The sequence below is a fragment of the Pseudoalteromonas rubra genome, assembly GCF_005887095.1.
Classification (GTDB): domain Bacteria; phylum Pseudomonadota; class Gammaproteobacteria; order Enterobacterales; family Alteromonadaceae; genus Pseudoalteromonas; species Pseudoalteromonas rubra_E.
Map to the genome: position 1 here is coordinate 1 of NZ_PNCI01000033.1, position 22145 is coordinate 22145.

Annotated in this window: 19 protein-coding genes; 5 read left to right on the forward strand and 14 right to left on the reverse strand. The window is 48.4% G+C overall.

Annotated elements, in window-relative coordinates:
* Window positions 1-596: 596 nt before the first annotated feature.
* Entirely contained in the window at window positions 597-932 is a 336-nt protein-coding gene (locus CWB99_RS14360; protein WP_138552951.1) for a hypothetical protein, read from the reverse strand.
* Window positions 933-1026: 94 nt separating this feature from the next.
* Window positions 1027-1491 carry a nuclear transport factor 2 family protein gene (locus CWB99_RS14365; RefSeq protein WP_138552950.1) on the reverse strand — a complete coding sequence of 155 codons (465 nt, stop codon included), beginning with the start codon at window positions 1489-1491 and terminating at the stop codon, window positions 1027-1029.
* Window positions 1492-1728: 237 nt separating this feature from the next.
* On the opposite strand from CWB99_RS14365, the gene CWB99_RS14370 reads away from it, so the two are divergent.
* A complete protein-coding gene (locus CWB99_RS14370) occupies window positions 1729-2646 on the forward strand; it encodes a DMT family transporter (protein WP_138552949.1) in 918 nt (305 codons plus the stop codon).
* Between the two features lie 53 nt (window positions 2647-2699).
* On the opposite strand, the gene CWB99_RS14375 is transcribed toward CWB99_RS14370, so the two are convergent.
* The 4 genes from CWB99_RS14375 to CWB99_RS14390 form a co-directional block, all read right to left on the reverse strand.
* Window positions 2700-5846: an efflux RND transporter permease subunit gene (locus CWB99_RS14375; protein WP_138552948.1), complete on the reverse strand. Its 3147-nt coding sequence runs from the start codon at window positions 5844-5846 to the stop codon at window positions 2700-2702.
* Window positions 5847-5857: 11 nt separating this feature from the next.
* Window positions 5858-7027: an efflux RND transporter periplasmic adaptor subunit gene (locus CWB99_RS14380; protein WP_138552947.1), complete on the reverse strand. Its 1170-nt coding sequence runs from the start codon at window positions 7025-7027 to the stop codon at window positions 5858-5860.
* Window positions 7028-7216: 189 nt separating this feature from the next.
* On the reverse strand, window positions 7217-7537 hold the full coding sequence (locus CWB99_RS14385) for a hypothetical protein (protein ID WP_138552946.1): 321 nt from the start codon (window positions 7535-7537) through the stop codon (window positions 7217-7219).
* A gap of 139 nt (window positions 7538-7676) precedes the next feature.
* The gene (locus tag CWB99_RS14390) at window positions 7677-8159 is read right to left on the reverse strand and encodes a GNAT family N-acetyltransferase (protein WP_138552945.1); all 483 of its coding nucleotides are present in this window, start codon (window positions 8157-8159) and stop codon (window positions 7677-7679) included.
* Between the two features lie 200 nt (window positions 8160-8359).
* On the opposite strand from CWB99_RS14390, the gene katG reads away from it, so the two are divergent.
* Window positions 8360-10513 (forward strand): catalase/peroxidase HPI, encoded by a 2154-nt coding sequence (gene katG / locus CWB99_RS14395; RefSeq protein WP_138552944.1) that lies wholly within the window; start codon window positions 8360-8362, stop codon window positions 10511-10513.
* Window positions 10514-10560: 47 nt separating this feature from the next.
* On the opposite strand, the gene CWB99_RS14400 is transcribed toward katG, so the two are convergent.
* Both CWB99_RS14400 and CWB99_RS14405 read right to left on the reverse strand, forming a co-directional pair.
* Complete coding sequence (locus CWB99_RS14400) at window positions 10561-11022, reverse strand: YaiI/YqxD family protein (protein ID WP_138552943.1); 462 nt, start codon at window positions 11020-11022, stop codon at window positions 10561-10563.
* A gap of 57 nt (window positions 11023-11079) precedes the next feature.
* Window positions 11080-12864, reverse strand: a complete 1785-nt coding sequence (locus tag CWB99_RS14405; RefSeq protein WP_249331927.1) for a methyl-accepting chemotaxis protein — start codon at window positions 12862-12864, stop codon at window positions 11080-11082.
* A 189-nt stretch (window positions 12865-13053) separates the two neighbouring features.
* On the opposite strand from CWB99_RS14405, the gene CWB99_RS14410 reads away from it, so the two are divergent.
* Window positions 13054-14247 (forward strand): porin, encoded by a 1194-nt coding sequence (locus CWB99_RS14410; RefSeq protein ID WP_138552941.1) that lies wholly within the window; start codon window positions 13054-13056, stop codon window positions 14245-14247.
* Here the strand turns inward: CWB99_RS14410 and CWB99_RS14415 are convergent.
* Together CWB99_RS14415 and CWB99_RS14420 are read right to left on the reverse strand one after the other, a co-directional pair.
* Window positions 14244-14966, reverse strand: a complete 723-nt coding sequence (locus CWB99_RS14415; RefSeq protein WP_138552940.1) for an NAD(P)-binding oxidoreductase — start codon at window positions 14964-14966, stop codon at window positions 14244-14246. The genes CWB99_RS14410 and CWB99_RS14415 overlap by 4 nt on opposite strands.
* A 127-nt stretch (window positions 14967-15093) precedes the next feature.
* Complete coding sequence (locus CWB99_RS14420) at window positions 15094-15657, reverse strand: YSC84-related protein (protein WP_138552939.1); 564 nt, start codon at window positions 15655-15657, stop codon at window positions 15094-15096.
* Between the two features lie 747 nt (window positions 15658-16404).
* Between CWB99_RS14420 and CWB99_RS14425 the strand changes: the two genes are divergently transcribed.
* Window positions 16405-17256: an EamA family transporter gene (locus tag CWB99_RS14425; protein WP_138552952.1), complete on the forward strand. Its 852-nt coding sequence runs from the start codon at window positions 16405-16407 to the stop codon at window positions 17254-17256.
* Here CWB99_RS14425 and CWB99_RS14430 read toward each other — a convergent pair.
* The 3 genes from CWB99_RS14430 to CWB99_RS14440 all read right to left on the reverse strand — a co-directional run bounded on the left by CWB99_RS14430 (window position 17253) and on the right by CWB99_RS14440 (window position 19521).
* Window positions 17253-17708 (reverse strand): GNAT family N-acetyltransferase, encoded by a 456-nt coding sequence (locus CWB99_RS14430; protein ID WP_138552938.1) that lies wholly within the window; start codon window positions 17706-17708, stop codon window positions 17253-17255. The two genes, CWB99_RS14425 and CWB99_RS14430, sit on opposite strands and share 4 nt — an antisense overlap.
* A 43-nt stretch (window positions 17709-17751) precedes the next feature.
* A complete protein-coding gene (locus tag CWB99_RS14435; RefSeq protein WP_138552937.1) occupies window positions 17752-18975 on the reverse strand; it encodes a DEAD/DEAH box helicase in 1224 nt (407 codons plus the stop codon).
* 75 nt (window positions 18976-19050) lie between these two features.
* On the reverse strand, window positions 19051-19521 hold the full coding sequence (locus CWB99_RS14440; RefSeq protein ID WP_138552936.1) for a GNAT family N-acetyltransferase: 471 nt from the start codon (window positions 19519-19521) through the stop codon (window positions 19051-19053).
* 322 nt (window positions 19522-19843) lie between these two features.
* Between CWB99_RS14440 and CWB99_RS14445 the strand changes: the two genes are divergently transcribed.
* The gene (locus tag CWB99_RS14445; RefSeq protein WP_138552935.1) at window positions 19844-21118 is read left to right on the forward strand and encodes an aromatic amino acid transport family protein; all 1275 of its coding nucleotides are present in this window, start codon (window positions 19844-19846) and stop codon (window positions 21116-21118) included.
* Between the two features lie 31 nt (window positions 21119-21149).
* Here the strand turns inward: CWB99_RS14445 and CWB99_RS14450 are convergent, their stop codons facing one another.
* Window positions 21150-22082, reverse strand: coding sequence for a GGDEF domain-containing response regulator (locus tag CWB99_RS14450; RefSeq protein ID WP_138552934.1), 933 nt, complete (start codon window positions 22080-22082; stop codon window positions 21150-21152).
* Window positions 22083-22145 lie beyond the last annotated feature (63 nt).

Sequence of the window (22145 nt, forward strand, 5' to 3'; positions counted from 1 at the left end):
TAAAGAGAAATCGAATTGACTGTTATAGTCACTCAGTTCAGTTGAGACTCTAAATTTTCGTGCGTCATTCAGTAAACTGAATTTCGCTGTTAGAACTCAATCTGTACGAGTGCCCACACAGATGATTGCTTCATATTTTTAAAGAACAGTGCGATAACTTGTCATCGCTGCGCTGTTAGCGCTGAGGGTTGTGCATTCTAATCACTTCCCATTTTATGTCAACACTTAATTTTGAAAAGTTTCAGAATCAAGTTTTATCTGACTTCCAACTCGTTGGCTTGTTGCTTTTCAGCGTTGTGCCCCGTGTTGGTGGATGCGCATTATAGGGAAATCGAACCTCAGCGCAACCCCTTTTTTGAAGAAAAATACCCAACCCGACTCATTCGAACAAATAACACACAAAAAAAACCGCTTAGCTTCAATTTAAGCCTGAAATTCATTCAAATAAAAAAGGTTTCCAGCTGAGCTTAGAAACCTTTTTATTATTCTTATAATATATTTTAGCCTGGAAGTAATAACCTGTGTCATCTAGAGAACGCCAAGTGTAGACACTATAAATGATTACCCAGATTGCTATAAAAAGAATACCTATTTATCTAGACGCAAACCGCATCATAAAAGTATCGCTTGTGCTTTTTTACCGATGTACCCGACTGCTCAACTTCCATCATATTGTTGTCATCCAGGCATACGTGGAATTCACTGTGCCCTGTAGACGCACTCAAAGGCATCACTAACTTAGGGTTAGACCAAGAGTCACCAAAACCAACCTCCAGATCTTGTAAATCCTCAAACTCGGCTGACAGCCTATAACAAGAGCCAGGAAATATCTGCGTCAGGGTAAGCGCTTTGATATCTCCTTTTTGACATAGAAATGCGAAAATTGGCTTTGATGTTTTGTTCTCATAAGTAACAGCAATATTTGTAATCACAGTGGCATTCTCTGACTGAATAATCTATGTGCAAACTATAGATTTCTGACAGATAAAAGCAATTACGGGCCATTACAGTTTTGTTCCTTACACATTACCTCACGCTCTTATGCTTATGTATCTGATGTAACTGCCACAGCACATTTAGGATCTGCCATTCGCCGGAGGCCGTTTTATATAAATGCATATAGTCTATCCACTCGTCAGTGATCAGTTTTACAGTAGCCACACGTTTATCAATATCTAAAATTCTCAGTTCCATTTTAGGTTGGGCTGCAAAACGAGTACCCACACGGTTGTATTCTGCGGCAAGTTCGATCATTCCTTGTTTACCCATAGCCATGACGAATTCCTCGCCTTGCTGATCGCGCCAATAAGTCCGCTTTATCAGCTCATCATCTGTTACTTTTGCCATCAACTCAGGGCGAACTTCTATCTGTGCAATCAAATAGCCCTTAGCTGCGAACTCTATCGCTTGCTTATCAGCTTCTGTTGTTGCATAGCTATATCCCGATACCAAAACACAGCAAGTTAAAATAAGTTGAATATATATCGCCATCGTTGGCTCCTTCGCAAAAACTGTTGTCATTCCGGCAGCCAGACACGGCTTCCGTGTCAACAAGGTTAAAGGTATCGCTCAGCCATACAACTTAAGGTTTTCTGATCCCGCCGTTTGAATAAATAAAACTCTTAATTTCAAAAAGGTAGTTTAATATTAAATCGACACTCTCCTCACTATTGGCTAGATTTGCTACTCTAGCGACTTCAAAAAGCAATTAAGCCAGAAAGGACTCTCATGTCGACCACAACGTGCCACGACCAACCCAACGAATCACCGATTGTATTTGCCTTAGTGTCAGCCATGCTATTTTGGGGAATGAGTTGGATTTCAGGAAAAATTATCGCAGAGGTTGCACCCGCTCAGGTCACCGTATTCTACCGACTTTTTCTGGCTGCAATCAGCATGCTTCCTATTATGTGGGTAATGCAAAAATTCAACTTGCTGAACCTCAGGTTCAATAAACGCGCTTTAGCATGGTCACTACCAGCAGGCTTTTTTCTCGCTTTTTACAATCAGTTGTTTTTTCTTGGCCTGGCCGATGGGTTGCCAGGTAAGGGTGGTATGCTGGTCACCACCTCCAATCCCGTGTTTACCTTTATTTTGAGTGCCATATTATTGGGGCAAGCCATCAACCGGCGTCAGGGGGTTGGGCTGGCGATGGGTCTGGGCGGTGGACTAATGATGATTGAAGTGTGGCATTTCGACCTTGATCAGATACTGGCTGCAGGTAATCTGTACTTTATCCTCGCATCACTCACCTGGGCCTTTTTGACCCTCATCAGCCAACGCGGGACCCGTTATGCTGACTTCATTACATTTAGTACGCTCATGTATTTTTGGGCTTCGTTATTAAGCTATGCATTTGCTTATCAACATGACCCTTTCATCGGTGCAGCAAAGTTTCCGGCGTATTACTGGCATCACTTGCTGTTTTTATCGATTGTCGTGGTAAGCATCGCAACCAGTGTATTCTTCCTGGCAACACAAAAGCTTGGTCCCAACCGTTCAAGCTCTTTCGTCTTCGTGGTACCCGTCACGGCAATGGGACTGTCCGCCTGGTACTTTGGTGAACGGCTCAGCGTAGGCGTTGCAGTGGGCGGTGCGTGTGCTTTGTGTGCTGTTTATTTGCTCAATAAGAAAGCGTCAAGCTAGAACGCAATAAAGAAAGCCGGTCCATAGTATCGGCTTTCTGACCACGACCAACCTTAGCCAGCCTCCCTCGTTACAGATTTGGTACCGAATCGTTCAAATAAGATGGGCAATACAAACAACGTGAGCAAGGTTGAAGTGAACAAGCCACCGATAACCACACTGGCTAAAGGTTTCTGAACTTCTGAGCCTACCCCCGAGGACAACAGAATAGGCATTAATCCCAATGCGGAGGTGAGCGCAGTCATCAATACCGGGCGTAATCGGGACGCGGCACCTTCTTGTATTGCAGTCGATAGCTCTTCTCCTGAGGCAATGCGACGATTAATGCTCTCCACGAGGACCACCGCGTTCAATACTGCTACACCAAACAACGTAATAAACCCTACAGAAGCCGGAACAGATAAGTATTGCCCAGACCAATATAAAGAAAAGACACCGCCAATAACGCCCAGCGGAATGCTCATCATTACAAGAGCAGCCTGACCTGCGGAATTAAAGGTCACGAACAGCAACAGAGTCATTAGCAGCAGAGCACAGGGAATAACGAGCGCCAATCTCTTGTAGGCACGTTGCTGGCTTTCAAACTGGCCACCAAGCTCAACACTGTAACCAGGAGGAAGTGATAACGCGCCGTCAATCTTTGCTCTGATATCTTCTACAACGCTGCCCATATCCCTGCCAGACACATTGGCCTGCACAACTATTCTGCGCTGCACGTCATCGCGGCGGATCTGTACCGGGCCTGACGCAAACTCTACATTTGCCACTTCTTTTAAACTGACCCAGGCACCTGAGGGGGACAGAAGTCTCAGAGATTCTATTACAGCGGAGTTGCGCCTGGCAGGTTCAGTCAGTCTGACGTAAATATCATACCTTTCATTCCCCTTTACAACCTGACCCGCCGTATTGCCCCCTAAACCACTGCTGACCAGCTCCATTACATCACTGACAGAGAGTCCAAAACGCGATAAAGCTTCCCTGTCTGGTGTGATCACCAATTGCGCCTCCCCACTCAGCTGCTCCAATGCGACATCCACTGTACCGGTGACGCTCTGGACTAAGTGCTCAAGCTCCTCTCCTTTTTCCATCAATACAGTTAAATCCGGACCGAGCAGTTTAATCGCTAGCTGAGCTTTAACGCCCGATAGCAACTCATCAACGCGAGTCGCTATTGGCTGAGAGAAGTTAAAAAGCAAACCCGGGTGAACGGCAAGTGCCACCGCCATTTTCTCTTGCAGCGCTCCCCTTGTGTCCGCATTTTTCCACTGGTCAACAGGCCTGAGTCCAATATAGATTTCAATGTTGTTGACCGGCTCGGGATCGCCACCGACCTCTGGGCGGCCAATGCGGCTCAGTGCATAAGTGACTTCTTCAAATTCCAATAACGTTTGCTCCAGTTTAGGCGCAACAGACAAAGCCGTTTCCAGACTGGCAGACGGTGCCAGTGTTACACGTAAATTCAAGGTCCCTTCTTCCAGCTCAGGGACAAACTCAGTGCCAATTTGTCCCAGTGTGTATATCGAAAATACAAACAAAACCGAGATGACCATAAGCAATGCTTTGCCGTATCGCTGCGCTTGTGTCAGTAACTGTCGATAGTACTCTTCCACTTTTGCTAACATCGCATTACGCTGCCCCGGTTTGCGGCTTTTCAGCAAATAGCAGGCTAAAGGCGGCACCACCAGTAAAGCAATCACAACGGCACACACCATGGCCAGCATAATGCTGATAGCCATGGGTACGAAGAGCTTGGCTTCAACGCCCTCGAAGGAAAACAAAGGCAAAAAAACCAACAGGATAATCGTGGAAGCAAAAAAGATAGGTCTGGCGACATCCATTGCAGCTGTGGTAACCAGTTCATGAAAGCGCCAGCTCTCCTCGCCGGAAGGCGCCAACTGACAGGACTGTCGTTGCAATATGCGCTCGACCATAACAACCGAGCCATCCACCAGCATACCAATAGCTACCGCCAGCCCACCCAGCGACATCAAATTTGCCGACATTCCCACCACAGACATCAGCCCCAGAGCCAGAATAATTGCCGCAGGCACCGAGAGTATAACCAGGATTGCCGCGCGCAGATTAAGTAGAAACAAGATTAACACCACGGCAATAAACACAAATGCCAGCAAAAGCGCCTGGGTTACTGTGCTCACAGCCTTGTCTATCAACATACTCTGATCATAGAAAGGTACAAATTTCACACCCGGCGGCAGCGCTCGGTTGATCTGCGCCACTTTTTCGTTTATCCCGTCAATTGTCGCTTTGGTATTAGCCCCCATACGTTTAAGAACAATACCACTCACCACCTCACCCAGGGGCTGCTGCTTGCCTGTATGATCACGCTGGGTCATGGTCACCGCTCCCTGACGGATCTCCCCCCCCAATTTGACCTGTGCAATGTCACTCACTCGAACCACAGTTCCATTCTCTGTCTTGACGGGGACCTGACGAATTTGTGCTAAGCCTGGCTCACCACTTGCGAACCAACCAACTCCACGGATCACAAGCTGTTCCTGACCCCGGTCAAGATACCAACCACCTACATTACGATTATTGTCTGTCAAGGCTTGCTGCACCTGAGCCTGGGTGAGCTTATAAGCCAACAAGCGCGCAGGATCCAGATCCACCTGGTATTGTTTAACCTGCCCCCCGAATGACAGCACGTCAGTCACCCCTTCTACCGGCATCAGCAAGAGTTTAACCACCCAATCGTTGATGCCACGCAGCGCCATTTCATCAAAGCCTGAACCGGGCTCGGCCACCAGCAGATATTGATAAACCTGACCCAGTCCAGAGGTATTCGGGCCCATATCTGGGGTTCCCACGGAATCAGGGATCAGTGAGCGGGCGGCCTGCAGCCGCTCAAACACCAACTGCCTGGCAAAGTAAATATCTGTCCCTTCCTTAAACACGACTGTCACCCCGGACAACCCTGTCTTCGACACTGAACGTACCTGCTCAACATCCGGCAGCGCATACATTACGGCTTCAATCGGGTAAGTGATCAACTGCTCAACTTCCTGTGCCGCTAACCCAGGCGCTTCAGTGTTTACGGTTACCTGAACATTGGTCACATCCGGAAAAGCATCCAGATTCAGGCGAGGTATTTGCCAAAGCGCCCAAGTCAGAATAATGAGTGCCACAAATAGCACCAGGGCACGGTGTGTAATTGCACCTTTTATTATCTTGTCTAACATCTTATGCGCCCTCAGTGGTTATGTGGATCAAAGCCACTTTTTGCTAATTCGGAGGCAACAAAGAATGCGCCTTGAATAACCACTCGGGTGCCCGCCTCAATCACTTGCGAGGGCGACGCAGATTCAATTGTCACCCTATCCCCGATCAGCTTGCCGCGTATAACAGGTATAGCGACAAACTCACCCGTGTCATGTTCTACAAACACCTGCCACTTGCCCTCAGTATCGCGCACCAGAGCTGATTCAGGCACTGCAATAACAGGGCTTGTTGTGTTGAACATAAAATACGCACTGACAAACATCCCGGCATGTAACGTATCGTCTGGATTGTCTACTTGCAGGCGAACCACTCGGGTACGTGTGAGAGGGTCCAGTGTGTGCCCCTGCTGGATCACCTCTGCCGGGTAGCGACGAAGATTGTGTTCAATCTCAACACGCGTATGGGTATTGATCGGGTCCTGCTGTGTGGCAGCTAGCCTGACTTCAACCCATAAAGTTGATTCATCGGCGAGCTGCATGATGGCCTCACCCGGCTCAAAGCGTTGGCCCTGCTCAAAGTTATCCGCCAGGACAATCCCGCTGCGCTGTGCGGACAAGGTATAGATACCCAACGACTGAGCCTCAGTCTCTTGTAAACGGCCGATATCAGACAGACTCATCCCCATCGCCAGCAGTTTGCCCTGCGCCGCCTTGAACTGGGCCTTCGCGACAACCTGCTGGTTTACACTCACGCTCGAATCGGTTAGGCGCGCGACTCGCTGCCATTCACTGGCAGCAATAAGATAGTCTGCCTGCGCCTGTGCCATATCCTGACTAAATAAGGTAACAAGCATATCGCCTTGTTTAACCATCTGGCCCAAAACGGCATGACGGCGCTCAATTACGGAGTCAATGCGTGGCGTAACGACATAGCTGGTAAAACTATTGGCTTTGAGTTCACCTGGTGCATAAAGTGGAATGCGTTCATATACTGGCTGGACTGCCATCAATTTTAGGTTGATCTTTGCCTGTTGAGCTTCGCTAAGCATCACACTTTGTGCATGAGGCTGGGTAACGTGAGAAGCCTCAACTGGCGCATGTTGTTCTTTATGGCTATGGTCTGGATCGGTGCTCAAACCGGCACTGACCTGCAGTGATATCAGCACTAACCCTGTAGCGTAACTAAAAATACCTTTGTTCATGGTTGTGTAAATCTCTAATTCGTAGCTTGTCGTGCATCAGGTATGCTCACAAGCTTCAGCCTGTCTGTTTCAGGCAAAAATGGGACGACCAATCGCACCGCCCATTGTCATATGACAACAGGCAAACGGCGGCGATCCGTCAAACGGAAAAAACAAACGCTGACCTAAACAAGATCAGGAGGCGCAGAATTAGGCGATGGGAGGTTTAAACTGAGATTCAATACGTCGGCGAACCTGAGTGTCGCCTGGTAAAAACGAGGTTTCAGGTTTTATTAATCCAGATACCAGTGAGAGCCTGGCTGACATCCAGATAGTATGACTACCACTACAATGACCACAATGGTGACAGTCGGAGATCACATGTCCCTGCTCATCAAAAATAAGCCTGTCCGAGGCAGAATAGTTGTCATCATGAACGTGCTTAGTTTGCAGGTGTGCTTGATCAGGTTGATGAAAGTTGCCGGGATCGACAGCAGCAGTCACCGATTGAACGCCAATCAGTAACATCATAATTATGCTGAGCAGACCCTGTAGTAAACGCAACTTACCTTCTCACGATTGATTAAGTTGCCAGCAATATAGGCGGGCCAGGAGGCGATGTCAATGCCTCTTTATAGCCTATGGTATTGATATGAAATAACATTATTTTTTAGTCGAGCCATTTATACATGATATGGCTATCAGTAAAGCCCAAACGAGGATGACGATAAGCCTTTGGAATTGTTCCGATTATTTGATACCCCAATCTTTGCCACAGCTGCACCGCCACCTGATTACTGGCAACCACTGAGTTAAACTGCATAGCCAGGTAGCCTCTTGCTTTTGCCTCATTTTGGGAATGCTCACACAAGACGCGCGCAACTCCTTTACCCCTAGCCTGAGTTGTGACCATATAGCCACAATTGCAAATATGATCGCTCGGGCCCATCGCATTGGCTTTTAAATAATAGCTTCCGAGGATCTCGTCTTCTTCGACCATGACATAGGCACAGTCTACTTTTTCGCACCACAGTGCATAGGCCGCCTGCTGCGACATGTCGGGGTCAAAAGCATAGGTCTCTTGTTGTTCAATCACCGCTTTAAAGGTTGGCCAGAAACGTTGAAAGTCGCTTTGTGTCATTATTCTTATCATTTTCTCTCCTGCTTCACGTTTAGTCTTATTCGAATACATGCCTGCGTAAAACCGCACTGGTGATCTCAATCCGCTTTTATAGCGTATGAATTTCATTCAACTACACCATGTTTTGACTATAATTTATAGCCCGTCGCCTGATAACAGCCGTATTTAATCAGCGCAGTCCAACACGCCGTGACTTGAAAGGAGACACAGCAATGCAAGCAAATGACCGCCCTGGCACCTGTCCGATATTACATAACAGCCCCACAACAGAGCAATTGGCGCAGCCAAAATGGTGGCCCAAAACATTGAATCTCGACATACTGCACCAACACGACAGTAAAACTAACCCAATGGGTGAGGAATTTTGCTATCGCGAAGCCGTCAAACAACTCGATTTTGACGCCCTTAAACAAGATCTGCATGCGCTGATGACCAACAGTCAATCCTGGTGGCCGGCAGACTGGGGGCATTACGGTGGACTAATGATACGTATGACCTGGCATGCCGCAGGGACGTATCGAATTGCCGATGGCCGTGGTGGTGCCAGCACCGGGAACCTCAGGTTTGCGCCGCTTAATTCCTGGCCCGATAATACTAATCTGGATAAGGCCCGCCGCCTGCTTTGGCCAATTAAACAAAAATATGGAAACCGACTGAGCTGGGCTGACCTAATCGCCTATGCCGGGACCATCGCATATGAATCTATGGGCTTGGCAACTTACGGGTTTGCATTTGGCCGCGAAGACATTTGGCATCCTGAGAAAGACATTTACTGGGGCCCGGAATCTGAATGGCTCGCCACCAGCGACAGCGACAACAGTCGCTATCACAGTGAGCGGGAACTACATAATCCTCTTGCCGCCGTGATGATGGGTCTTATTTATGTCAACCCGGAGGGGGTCGACGGAAAGCCGGATCCACAAAAAACGGCCGAAGATGTGCGCACGACATTTGCCCGTATGGCCATGAACGACGAAGAGACGGTTGCACTGACCGCAGGTGGACATACGGTAGGCAAATGCCATGGCAATGGCGATGCACAAGCACTTGGCCCCGAGCCCGAAGCAGCCGACCTGGAAGCCCAGGGATTTGGCTGGCTCAAAGACGGCGCCACTGGTAAACATGCCGTAACCAGCGGACTGGAAGGTGCCTGGACAAGCGAGCCGACTCGCTGGGACAACGGCTACTTTCATTTGTTGCTTAACTATGAATGGGAACTAAAAAAGAGCCCGGCAGGCGCCTGGCAGTGGCAGCCCATTAATGTGAAAGAAGAAGACAAATATCCGGATGTCGCCGACCCTCAAAAGCGCCATAGCCCAATTATGACGGACGCCGATATGGCGATGAAAATTGACCCCGTCTATCGTAAAATTTCTCAGCGTTTTTACGATGATCCGGACTATTTTTCAAAGGTGTTTGCACAGGCCTGGTTTAAACTTACGCACCGCGATTTGGGCCCCGTGTCGCGTTATATAGGGCCTGATGTGCCAAAGGAAACCAGTCTATGGCAAGATCCGGTTCCGGTCGGTAATACCAGCTACGACCTTCAGGCGCTCAGACAAGCCATCGCGACCTGCGGACTGAGTATTGCAGAACGTGTTGCGACGGCCTGGGACAGTGCAAGAACGTTTCGCGGTTCAGATCGGCGTGGCGGTGCTAACGGCGCGCGTATTCGTCTGGCACCACAAAAGGATTTGCTAGGTAACGAACCTGCACGACTGAGTAAAGTACTGGCTACCCTCACTCCCATCGCAAAGCAACACAATGCCAGCCTGGCTGATACGCTGGTGCTGGCTGGCAATCTTGCTGTTGAGCAGGCCGCGCAAGCAGCAGGTTTCGACATTCAAGTGCCGTTTACACCCGGACGGGGCGACGCCACCGATGAGATGACGGATGTCGAGGCGTTTGCCGTCCTGGAGCCATTGCATGATGCGTTTCGTAACTGGTTAAAAGCCCCCTATCAGGTGAGCCCGGAAGAGCTCATGCTGGACAAGGCCCAGTTGCTGGGGCTCACAGCCCCGCAGATGACGGCACTGCTGGGTGGCATGCGTGTACTCAACACCAATCATGGTGCCACGCAACATGGTGTATTTACAGCTCAGCCTGAAGTATTAAGCAACGACTTTTTTATTACGCTGACCGACATGCAATACCAGTGGCAGCCGAAGGATGAACACACTTATCTATTGATTGACCGTCAGAGCGGGGAAGTGGCGTGGACGGCAACCCGCGTCGATCTGGTTTTCGGCTCTAACTCAGTATTACGCAGTTATGCCGAATTTTATGCACAGGACGATAACCGTGCCAAATTTGTACAAGATTTTGTTGAGGTTTGGGCAAAAGTGATGCACGCCGATATGGCATAACGGTCAGACGAACAAGGCACCGACCCGGGATGAGTCGGTGTTTCAGGCTAGCCTTTGTTTTGTTGCAACCAGCGGTCCAGGCTGTTGGCAAACTGTTGTTTTTCTGCCTGCCCCAGCGGAGGTGGACCGCCACTGACCATACCACTGCTGCGCATGGTATCCATAAAATCACGAATATTCAGCCGGGAGCGGATATTTTCCCGGGTAAATTCTTCGCCACGCGTGCTCAGAGCTAGTCCCCCTTTCTCTATGGCCTCTGCCGCCAGCGGAATATCACTGGTGATCACTAAATCCCCCGCGTTCATGCGACGTACAATTTCGTTGTCAGCGACGTCAAAACCACTGCTTACCTGTAGCTTGTGAATGTAGGGTGACGGCGGTGTTTTTATATACTGATTGGCGACGAATGTGACGGGCATCTGGGTTCTTGCTGCGGCACGAAATAAAATCTCGCGGATCACCACAGGACACGCATCTGCATCCACCCATATGTTTTTCTTGTTGTCCAAAGTTGGCTCATTTACTCTATTGGTTATGCGACAAGTGTACAACTTGCCGCAGCCAAGCTAAAGCGTGAATTTCGACAGCAGCCCCTCTTGTTCATGAGCATGTTGTGCCAGCACCTTGCTGGACTCGTACTGACGAATCGCAAAACTCCCTACCTCTACGCTAATATCATTGATATTAGAGGTATTTTTATTAATTTCCTCAATCACCACGCTTTGTTCTTCTATGGCAGTTGCAATCTGAATATTGCGATCCATGATGTCTTTGACGGCTTCGGATATCTCATTAAGCATACCCGTGGCCTGCTCTGTTTGCTCCACACAAAGCAAAGTTTTATCGCGACTGCTGCCCATCGCACTTTGGACTTGTATCGACGAGGCTTGGATCTGCTCTATCATGGACTTAATTTCGGTAGTCGATTCTTGCGTTTTGGTCGCCAGTGAGCGTACTTCATCAGCGACCACGGCAAAGCCCCGCCCTTGCTCACCAGCCCTGGCTGCTTCAATGGCGGCATTCAATGCCAACAGGTTTGTTTGTTCTGCAATACCGTTGATGACAGACAAGATGTTTTCAATACTTTGGCTATATTCGGCCAGTTGCGTACTCATTTCGTGTGATGTATTAATTTCATCTGCTAACGCGCTAATTTCTCCACGGGTTTTCTGGAATACCTGCTGACCCTGCGCCGCTTTTTCATTAACGGAAGTAATAGATGTTGCCGCATTCTGCGCGCTGCCAGCTATCTCACTGGAGGTGGTGCTCATTTCGTGCATTGCCGTTGCCAGCCCCTCGATTAACTGTACTTGCTCAGTGAGCTGAGAGCTGGACTGATTAGCCAAAGTTCGTGCCTCGTCACAACTGGCAACCACCATATCAGCCCGCTGTTTCACGTCAGTTACCAAGCTATGTAACGACCCCAGAAACTGGTTAAACTCCTGCGCCACCTTACCGCATTCATCCTGGTGTTTTATGCGTACACGCTGCGTCAGATCGCCACTACCCGACGCAATGTTGGTGATCGCATCGTTGAGGTCTTTCAATGGTCTAAGTAGCTGAATTGCTAACGCACGACTCAGAAATGCCCCTAGCAGGATCGCCACGACAGCCAGCATCAGAGTGCTCATAGACAACTCTCTCAGATCACGAAACACCAGCGCTTTATCAAGCAAGACTGCCAGATACCAATCCGTACCGTATTGCTGAGACAATGGATAAAAGTAGAGTAGCTTCGCCTCCCCTTTTACTGTCACTTCCAATAGGGTCTGCTCTGCTGATTTATGCAATTGAGGCGATAAAGCACTTAGCGGCTTGCCATTGAGCTTGGCATTTTGGTGAGAGACAATGGTCCCTTTGCTGTCTACTAAAAAGGCATACCCTGTGCCATCAAAGTTCACTGCATTGACACTTTTGGCAATGGTATCCAGACTAAGATCGCCGCCAATGGCACCGCGAAACTGGCCACCCGAATTGATAGGTGCCACCACTGAGAGCAATAACTCTCCCGTCGCGGCATCCGTATACGGGCTGGTAAACACCGTCTTGCCTTTGTCTCTGGCCAGTTTGTACCAGCCCCGCTCCCGAAAGTCGACATCCGGCGGATTTTGCCGATTAGGATTGTTCGACCTTAAAATGGGCTCGTTGCTTAAAGTACCAAATGCCAGCAAAAATGCCTCTTTAAAATAGGGTGATTCAAGCCCCTTTTGAAATTGATCCGGACTAAAATCAGCTTCAATCTGACTTCGCAATAATCTAATCAAAGCGGCTTTCTCGGCCAGCCAGTTATCAATTCCCAGCGCCAGTAACTGCGCGGAATCACTCACATAGGCGGTGGTTTTCTTATTCATAGAAGTATTCACCAACCAGTACGTGGTTGTGCTAATCACTAAGATGATCACAAAGATGAGAAGCGCCGATGCCAAAGAGAATTTGCTGCGGATTTTCATATAATTTAGGCCAATTAAAATCACCCTTTGCCAAAGTGTTGTCTATAATTCGGTTTATCGCAACTAACGCAACGAATTTGGTAATTTGCTATGAAAATCGCGATCTCTTCTGTAGCTAAAGCTATCCTGCTAGCGCTGTGTATCCCATTGACCAGCAGCCATGCAAGCTCAGAGCGCCCTGTCACAATGGCAGACATCGAAGCTCTGGAAGCGCAACTGCGGGCATTAAAAGCACGCTTTGAGAAACAACACCCACCTACAACAGCAACGCACGTATCAGAGCCTGCTGCCAAAACCTCACAACCGACAGCGGACAAACAAAAGCCTGCTCATACATCCAAGGAAACAGCCCAGGAAGAAAAGCGTAAATTAGACGTCTATGCCACTATGCGCCCGACTTACGGCCGCCTTGAAACTAATGGCGAGGACAATTGGGACGTACGCGATGCACTGTCTCACGCGGGACTCAAAGTAACGCACGAATTCGACGAAGACTGGAGTGCTGAGCTGCATGGTGAATGGAGTATTGACGTTGCAAATGAAGGCAATTTTGGTCGCTCTCGGCGAGCCTACACTGCCTTAAATACACCCATAGGCCGCTTTGGTATTGGCAAGCAAAGACCCGCACAGTATTTATTCATCGCCGAATACGTTGATATCTTCAATCATGCTAACAGTCCGTTCGCTTATGATCCTGAGAGCTTGTTCTTTGTTGACAACCTAATAAGCTACCGACTTACCCCTGGGCCCTTTACTTTTGTTGCCGTTGCACAATTTAATGGAGAATCAGGCAGCAACTCTGACGATTTGGTCAATGTCGGCGTAAGCTACGATGCTAACGACTTACACGCTGCGCTCACCTATCAGCAAAACGATGTTTATGCAGACGATGTTCAGCTTGGAGACAATAATCTCTGGGCGACTTCTGTTGCTTATCAGTTTACTCCCCGCTTCTATGCTGCGGTTGCCTATCAGGACAAAAATTATGACAGACGCGCTCCGGGCGCCGATCGCAGCGGCCACACCTTTGATCTGTCATTCGCCTATCAACTGGCCAAAGCCTACAAGTTGAAAGCTGGGTATTTTGATTTTGATGACGGTTTTCAGGATTCAGATCCGGCAGCTGGCAGCTTTGATGGGTTTAACGTCACCCTGGAATGGAGCCCAATCAAGGTACTCAGGGTACACCTGGAGTACCTTAACAAGTCGTTTGTCAACGGTGATGACTTCGACTCCATTTCAATCGGTTTTAGGTACGATTATAAAACCACGATTGAGTACTAAGGCTGGCTTTGGTTGTAGAGTACGGGAGACTGACCCTGCCATTGCCGCCATAAGCCTGAGTCCAGTGCCAGCTGACACATAAAGTGGGCAACATTAATACGACTGGTTTGCCCGGCATTAAAAATGGCATCTCTTATTGGCGATGGGTGAACGTCGTAGGCACTCATCTCAGGCTCATCAATCAGTGAATCTGGACGAACGACCACCCAGTCAACGCCTGTGTCGACGGTCGAGTACGCCCGCAGGGTGCGTGCGGCCGCTTCGTTGTCCGGATGAGGTGGCAGACATAATCTGAGTGATGCGACTACCGCTCGATGTGCCAAAGATGGGCGTTCATTCAGCAGCTCATTGCGACATCCGGTACTGTTCATCAAGATGAATTTTACCTGAGTGTGGGCATGATTCTTATCGATTGCCTCACACACATTACGCACAGCATCACACACCAAACGGCGCGGCGGGCCATAAATGCCCTGAAACGTTGCTCTATGTCCCAGACAACAAATCACCGTCTGTACGCCCGATACCAAGGCATTAAGCTCATTAGTACTGAGCTCAGCGATATCACCGACTCTGACATCCAGTTGAGGGTTAGCTTTCAACCATGCCAGTTGAGTACTGCACTTTCGTACCAGCACTCTGACTGGTTCCTGCGCCGACAGCAACTGCTCAACAACCAGCTTACTCGTCGCGCCACTTGCGCCAAGCACTAAGATCATATTGCTTCCTTGGTTTTTAAACTGTCATCAGTGTACCGTGAGGGAGACGGATAAAAACAGGTGCAATTGTGACAATTGGTAAGCAAAGTTGTCAGCCGACCTGATAAGCCGGCCAAGTGCAGATAAATCAGTTCAGTTCTTTATCTTTCCAGAACTTGGTGCCTTTGATGGTCGCCTGTAACGCCAAACCACTTTCGGTAAACGTATAAACAGTGACATCCCCATAATAAACTTCACCTTCAATGGATGCCCCTTTTTCAGCAGCCCTGGCCGCCGCATCAGCGTTCCCGCCAAACGTCCACCCCGACTCGACGAATTGTTTCATGGCCGCTTTAGTGTGAAACACCATCACGATGCGATAATCCTTGGCACCCAGACCAAGCCCGACTCCTCCTTCAGCCATATTCATGTAGGTTGACTTGCCTGCGGTATTATCCTCCACTACGCCATAACCTGTACCGGCGGCGACAAAAATGATATTCAGATTCGCATTGGAAAACACCGCATAACCCGGCGCATTACTCAACTGCGCACGGATATCCGGTTTTTTACTATACAGTTTAGTCAGAGTTTCTCGTTTCATTTTATGGATTTCGGCGCGCTTTTGTGCGGCGTCGCCCGGTCCCATCGACGCACAGGCACTCAGCAACACAGATAAAACAACCGACATCAACAATGGAATTGTACGCATACCTTTTTCCTTTTACAGTGGTACAGACAATAAAAGCACTGTCTGTTGAAAAGTGTCATCTTAAAGGTAGGCAGGTTAGGCGCAGCTGAACAGAATAGACAGGCAAAAAAAAGGCCGCATAAAGCGGCCTTAACACACATCATGGGTAATCATGAAGGGATAAATGTGAAAACAAGATCATTGTAGCTCGCCCGTTATAAAATAAAATCATATTATTACGTTTTGTTAGTTCGTAATTTTCGATTGATTTTATTTGTCTTGTTGATCCTTGCTCACTAAACAAGGTTGCTGCAATGACAGCGCCTTAAGCAACGAAGCCGTATTACTTTTAATGGAACTGTAGAGGCACCTTTTCCTGCTGGAAGAAAACAGTGGGACACCTGCAGCATAAAAACTATTTTTAGGGTTTCAGATGCAACGCAGCAGAAAATGCTGACAAAAAAAAGGCCGCATAAAGCGGCCTTAATACACATCATGGGTAATCATGAAGGGATAAATGTGAAAACAAAATCATTGTAACTCGATACTTATAAAATAAAATCATATTATAACGCGCTTTTAGTTCGCTATTTTCGATGATTCAATCTTTACTTGCTCAAACAAGTTGCACCGAACTTAATCAAAGTTGCGTTAAGCGGCTGGCCAACAGTCACCTAGTTTCTGTTATTCGCTGTTTTCATTAGATTAATCAACTCCTGCTGCGGTATGATCCCGCACATCCTTGCTACACTGAGTAACTTACCTGATATGTATCACTTGATTTTTATCACCCTGGTGTGGGCATTTTCATTCAGCCTGATCGGCGTCTATCTGGCAGGTTCCGTTGACTTGTGGTTTGCGGCACTCAGTCGTATTGCACTGGCGACTCTGGTTTTCTTGCCGTTTATTAGCTGGCAGCAAACCGCCCGCCCTGTGATATTCAGATTAATGGCAATCGGCGCTATCCAGATAGGTGCTATGTATGGTTTCTATTACCATGCTTTTTTATTCCTGTCCGTGCCCGAAGTACTTTTATTTACCGTTATGACGCCGGTGTACATCACTTTACTCAATGATTTGTTTGCACGGCGTTTCAATGCCCGCTACCTAATGGTTGCACTGCTGGCCACACTTGGCGCTGTCGTGATCCGCCTCACTACGCCTAACCCTGACTTCTGGCTGGGCTTTATCATCGTTCAGGGCGCCAACCTGTGTTTTGCACTGGGTCAGGTCCTTTACAAGCGCCTTGCTGAGCAACACACGTTGGTGCATCATCAAAGTTTTGGTTTTTTCTTTCTTGGCGCGTTACTCGTCTCTTTGCTGAGTTTTGCTTTGTTTGGCGATCTGAGCCGGCTGCCAGCAACCCCACAGCAATGGGGGATCCTGATTTACCTGGGCGTTATTGCATCTGCACTGGGCTATTTTGTTTGGAACAAAGGTGTCACTTTGGTATCGGTCGGGGCGCTGGCGGTAATGAACAATGTATTGATCCCCGCGGGGATCCTGGTAAATATCCTGATCTGGAATCGCACTGCGGATCTGGTCACTTTGGGACTGGGCAGTGCAATTATTTTTGCAGCCTTAGGGCTCAATCAATACTTTGATACGCGCGTGCGTTAAAGCGCCTTGCGAAATCGGATCTGAACATCCAGCAATGTGTCTGTCGGCGTTGCTGGATGAGTCAGCTCCGCTATATGATAGTCATGGCTTACCAGCATCTGCATCATGGTTTTAAAGCGGTTCATCGTCTTAACTTCAATGTGACTGAAGCCCTGTTCACGGCACCAGTGCTCCTGCTCAAGCAATAGTGCGCGTGCCACTCCCTTGCCACGACAAGCTGGTATCACAGCCCCAAGCCAGCTATAAAACTGTTGCGCAGCCTGCTCATAACCGAGTTTATAGGCAACCGGCTGACCATCACAGCTGGCGACTAACGCCAGATATTTGCGCCCAGCCAGCCTCTGAAGGATGTCCTCCCGAGTCTTGGGGTTTGAAAACTCAGGGATCTGCTGCTCAACCACCAGCATGTCTTCAATGCTCCCCTGATGAATATGCCACTGCGCTTGTGTCATTACCTTACCTTTATAAGAGTTCCGTATACGTTATCGTTATAAATTAACGTCGACGCTTACCACGCTGACCCAGTACGCGCTTTTTATCACGTTGACGGCGAGATTTGGCTGAGTTTTGTCGCTCATTTTTAGGCTCACGGGTCAGATCAGGTTCATAACCGCTTAACCACTGAGGCGTAAGGCGCTCATCCAGCAGCACTTCGATCTCTTCCAGTAACCATTGCTCATCAATGCTGACCAATGAAATCGCTGTCCCCGCTTCTCCTGCCCTGCCAGTACGACCTATACGGTGTACATAGTCTTCAGCCACATAGGGTAGCTCCGCATTGATAACGTAATTCAGTTGCTGAATATCAATACCACGCGCCGCCACATCGGTTGCAACCAGTACTCTAATTTCGCCGTCTTTAAATTGTGCAAGCGCTTTATTCCGGGCCCCCTGAGACTTATCGCCGTGGATAGACTGCGTCTTCAGACCATCCTTATTTAACTCTTTCGCGTAGTCATCAGCTTGCTTTTTGGTGCGTGTAAAAATGAGCACCTGATGCCAGTTTTGCTTGCCAATCAGATGAGCGATCAGCTCACGTTTGCGTTCTTCATCCACCGCATAGAAGATTTGCTCGACCTTAGCTGCGGTTTGGTTCTGAGCTTCTATGCCTATTCGTTTGGGTTCTTTCAACCAGTCTTTGACCTGATTAAAAATGGCCTCATCAACCGTCGCTGAAAACAGTAAAGTTTGCCGCTCAGATGGCATCTTGCGCATAATACGACGTATTTCACCCATAAATCCCATATCAAGCATTCGATCCGCTTCGTCGAATACCAGATACTCTATCGCTGATAGCGTTAATGTGCCTTTGATCAAATGATCCAACAGCCGTCCGGGTGTGGCAACCACAATATCAGCACCCTCTCTCAGTGCTTTCTCCTGAGGCCCAATGTTGGCTCCACCATGCAGACAAACAGTCACCAACTCGTTGTGAGCTGCATAAGCATTGGCATGCTGCGCCACCTGCTGAGCGAGTTCACGAGTAGGGGCCAGTACCAAAGCGCGGACACCTTTAGCCGGTTTGCTTATCAGCTGTGTCATTATTGGCAACATAAACGCCGCGGTTTTACCTGTACCCGTTTGTGCACATGCCAGTAGATCATGACCTGCCAAAACTAAGGGAATACTTTGTGCCTGAACAGGCGTCGGCTCGATAAAGTCGAGCGCCGCAAGCCCGTCTAAAAGGGTCGGCGCAATGGCGAGAGATTCAAAGGACATAATTGTGTAAAGCTCAAAAAATTCGTCGCGGGAGTATAGCAAAAATGTCACTCAACACCGCAAAGAAATATGCACTTATGAAAGGTTTAGCTCCATATAAACGCTCAGCGGATCGGGCTCGTAACAGCCAAACGCCTCTCGTTCAATAAATCCCAATGACGTATAAAGCCCAATAGCTTCGGTTTGCCGGATCCCTGTTTCAAGCCTGAGTACCTTGAATCCGCATTGTCTGGCATACCCAATGAGTGACTGCATAATCTGTTTGGATACACCTAAACCTCGATATGGCGGCTGCACATACACGCGTTTGAGCTCCCCATAACACGCCAGCTCGCCAGCCTCATCGGTTTTTGGCACCAATGCCCCACAACCCATCAGCGCTTGTTCTGTTCTGGCCCCAACAAAATAGACATCCGGTGCAGCTAGCTCATCCGCAGGGATCAGCTGGTTACTGCTTGGTGGGTACAATGTATTCATCAACGCATCTATGTCTCTCAGTAACTGCGACACTTCCGGGTGATGCGGATCAAGATTAATTATTTCCATAGCGTGATTTACCTTGCTAGCCCAATCAGATTAACTGCACGACGCATGACGGTATTTGATAACTGGGCATGATATAGAGACTAAAATACTATGTTCTGTATTATGATACTAGCTTATTTTCCGACCCCGTTCGTACCTTTTAAAGTTACAAAGTCAAATATCGTGGTGCTACGTATCATTGCCCCTGGCCATATGGCTAGTATTCAACCAGCCTTGCTAAGTATTTGCTCACGTACAGACTGAGTACCGATGAAAACATGCATATCTGCCGTATTTTTTATATCATCCGCGCGCATATAATTCTAATCATAGGACAACAAGTATGAGTAATACCCCAGAAGGGCTCTCTGCAGCAGCACTCGCTGATAGGGAAAGCCAAAGTAGTCGGGGTCGCTGGACACAACATGACACCAACTGGGTTCTGAGCCTGTTTGGTACCGCTGTCGGCGCCGGTATTTTATTTCTGCCTATCAATATTGGTATCGGTGGGTTCTGGCCACTAATGATCATGGCAATACTGGCCTTTCCCATGACCTACCTGGCTCACCGAGGACTGGCACGGTTCGTTCTGTCTTCCGGGCATAAAGATAGTGATTTTACCGACGTCGTTGAAGAGCATTTTGGCGCAGCATCTGGCCGCTTAATCTCACTGCTGTACTTCTTTTCAATCTTCCCAATTCTGTTGATTTACGGTGTTGGTCTGACCAACACCGTAGACAGCTTCATGGTGAATCAGCTGGAGATGGCATCGCCTCCCAGAGTGTTACTTTCCGGCCTGCTGGTTGCGGGCACGATTGCCATTATGCTGGGTGGTGAAAAGCTGTTACTACGTGCATTTGCGTTACTGGTCTACCCACTGGTTGCCATCCTGCTTTTGCTGTCACTGTATCTGATCCCACACTGGCAAGCACCCGTTGTGGCAACGCCGGACATCGCCACCCTGAGTGAAACGCTGTGGTTGTCTGTGCCAATTATTGTCTTTTCATTCAGCCATGCTGCGGCCATTTCAAGCTTTGCCAATGCCCAGCGCCGTCATTATGCACACAGTGCCACACACAAAGCTGAAGCCATTCTGCGTAATACTTCGCTCATGCTGATTGTCTTCGTGCTGCTCTTTGTCTTTTCGTGTGTATTGTCACTGAGCCCCGAGCAAATGCGCGAAGCCAAAGAAGCCAACGTGTCTGTTTTATCTTATCTTGCCAATGTGTATGACAATCCGTTTATTGCCATGCTGGGTCCACTGGTCGCCTTTATTGCCATTACCTCATCCTTCCTTGGCCACTTTCTGGGGGCACGCGAGAGCTTTAACGGTCTGCTGAGCAAGCAGTCATCTTTATCTGTGGGTTTGATAGATAAACTGGGTGTGGGCCTGATGTTTATCGCCATTTGGGTATGTGCGGTGATGAACCCCAGTATTCTGGATATGATGGGTGCCATCTCAGGACCCATTATTGCCATGATCCTCTTTATCATGCCAACCATTGCTATTTTTAAGGTACCGACGCTACAAAAGTACCGTCACCATCTTGGCACCTATTTTATCCTGATAGTCGGCCTCTTAGCTGTCTCTGCACTGCTGTATAACATGGCGGGTTAAGCCGTAGTACTGGCAGTCAATTGAAAAGGGCCTAAGCGCCCTTTTTTTCCGCCACACAGGCCTGATTCCGGCCCTGGTGTTTTGCGTTGTAGAGCGCTTCATCCGCCGCAGCAATCAGCTGCGCTAAATCCTGATAGTGCTCACCCCGATTATTGCTCGCAACACCCGCACTGATAGTAACCACCCCAAACTCCGAATCTTCATGGACAATGTCCAGCGCTTTGACGGCATCAACAAATTGATCGGCAAGCTGTTTCGCCCCGTCAGGCTCTGTGTCTGGTAGTAAGATGGCAAACTCCTCGCCACCGTAGCGATATACCCCATCCATTGGTCTGCGTATCTGGCCATCAATCGCACTGGCAACGGCTTTGAGGGCATCATCCCCATTAAGGTGACCATATCGATCATTAAACTTCTTAAAGTGATCGATATCCAGCATCACCACAGAGCAAGTGTGTTGCTGACGAACGCTCTGTTTGAACTGACGCGCTCCTTCCATATCAAAAAAGCGCCGGTTGAATACTTTTGTCAGGCCATCGTAATACGAATAGCGCTTGAGCGTATCGGCCTGCTGTTTGTATTTTAAATGAGTTTTAACCCTGTTAATCAGAGTCTTGGCTACGATGGGTTTAGGAATGAAGTCAACCGCGCCAGCATCCCAGCACAAGTCTTGCTGTTGCTCACTGATATTGGAGGTCACAAAAATAATGGGAATATCAGACAGCCCTTCCATTTCCTGTAGCTGTTTGCAGGCTTCGACTCCAGACATACCTTCCAATACCCAATCCATCAGGATCAGGTCTGGCGGTGTAGCACGGCAAAACTCAATTGCCTTTTCGCCAGATGTCACCATATGTACCGAACAAATCCCCTCTAAAAAGCACGAGATGACTTTTTGCGTCAGCATTGAGTCTTCAACAATCAACACCAGACTCTCGCTCAGGTCTTCAATTTCCTTAAACAAAGTGCATTTACCTATTACTGTGATTCTTCGGCTCAACCTAGACCGGTTTTTTTCGGTCCCGAT

What these genes read in the sequence shown, in the direction of transcription:
- CWB99_RS14420 (WP_138552939.1), bottom strand. Translation starts at nt 15,657, where the DNA reads ATGCGTACAATTCCATTGTTGATGTCGGTTGTTTTATCTGTGTTGCTG.
- CWB99_RS14390 (WP_138552945.1), bottom strand. Translation starts at nt 8,159, where the DNA reads ATGATAAGAATAATGACACAAAGCGACTTTCAACGTTTCTGGCCAACC.
- CWB99_RS14445 (WP_138552935.1), top strand. Translation starts at nt 19,844, where the DNA reads ATGAGTAATACCCCAGAAGGGCTCTCTGCAGCAGCACTCGCTGATAGG.
- CWB99_RS14405 (WP_249331927.1), bottom strand. Translation starts at nt 12,864, where the DNA reads ATGAATAAGAAAACCACCGCCTATGTGAGTGATTCCGCGCAGTTACTG.
- CWB99_RS14430 (WP_138552938.1), bottom strand. Translation starts at nt 17,708, where the DNA reads ATGACACAAGCGCAGTGGCATATTCATCAGGGGAGCATTGAAGACATG.
- CWB99_RS14415 (WP_138552940.1), bottom strand. Translation starts at nt 14,966, where the DNA reads ATGATCTTAGTGCTTGGCGCAAGTGGCGCGACGAGTAAGCTGGTTGTT.
- CWB99_RS14435 (WP_138552937.1), bottom strand. Translation starts at nt 18,975, where the DNA reads ATGTCCTTTGAATCTCTCGCCATTGCGCCGACCCTTTTAGACGGGCTT.
- CWB99_RS14425 (WP_138552952.1), top strand. Translation starts at nt 16,405, where the DNA reads ATGTATCACTTGATTTTTATCACCCTGGTGTGGGCATTTTCATTCAGC.
- CWB99_RS14370 (WP_138552949.1), top strand. Translation starts at nt 1,729, where the DNA reads ATGTCGACCACAACGTGCCACGACCAACCCAACGAATCACCGATTGTA.
- CWB99_RS14365 (WP_138552950.1), bottom strand. Translation starts at nt 1,491, where the DNA reads ATGGCGATATATATTCAACTTATTTTAACTTGCTGTGTTTTGGTATCG.
- CWB99_RS14410 (WP_138552941.1), top strand. Translation starts at nt 13,054, where the DNA reads ATGAAAATCGCGATCTCTTCTGTAGCTAAAGCTATCCTGCTAGCGCTG.
- CWB99_RS14375 (WP_138552948.1), bottom strand. Translation starts at nt 5,846, where the DNA reads ATGTTAGACAAGATAATAAAAGGTGCAATTACACACCGTGCCCTGGTG.
- katG (WP_138552944.1), top strand. Translation starts at nt 8,360, where the DNA reads ATGCAAGCAAATGACCGCCCTGGCACCTGTCCGATATTACATAACAGC.
- CWB99_RS14385 (WP_138552946.1), bottom strand. Translation starts at nt 7,537, where the DNA reads ATGATGTTACTGATTGGCGTTCAATCGGTGACTGCTGCTGTCGATCCC.
- CWB99_RS14440 (WP_138552936.1), bottom strand. Translation starts at nt 19,521, where the DNA reads ATGGAAATAATTAATCTTGATCCGCATCACCCGGAAGTGTCGCAGTTA.
- CWB99_RS14380 (WP_138552947.1), bottom strand. Translation starts at nt 7,027, where the DNA reads ATGAACAAAGGTATTTTTAGTTACGCTACAGGGTTAGTGCTGATATCA.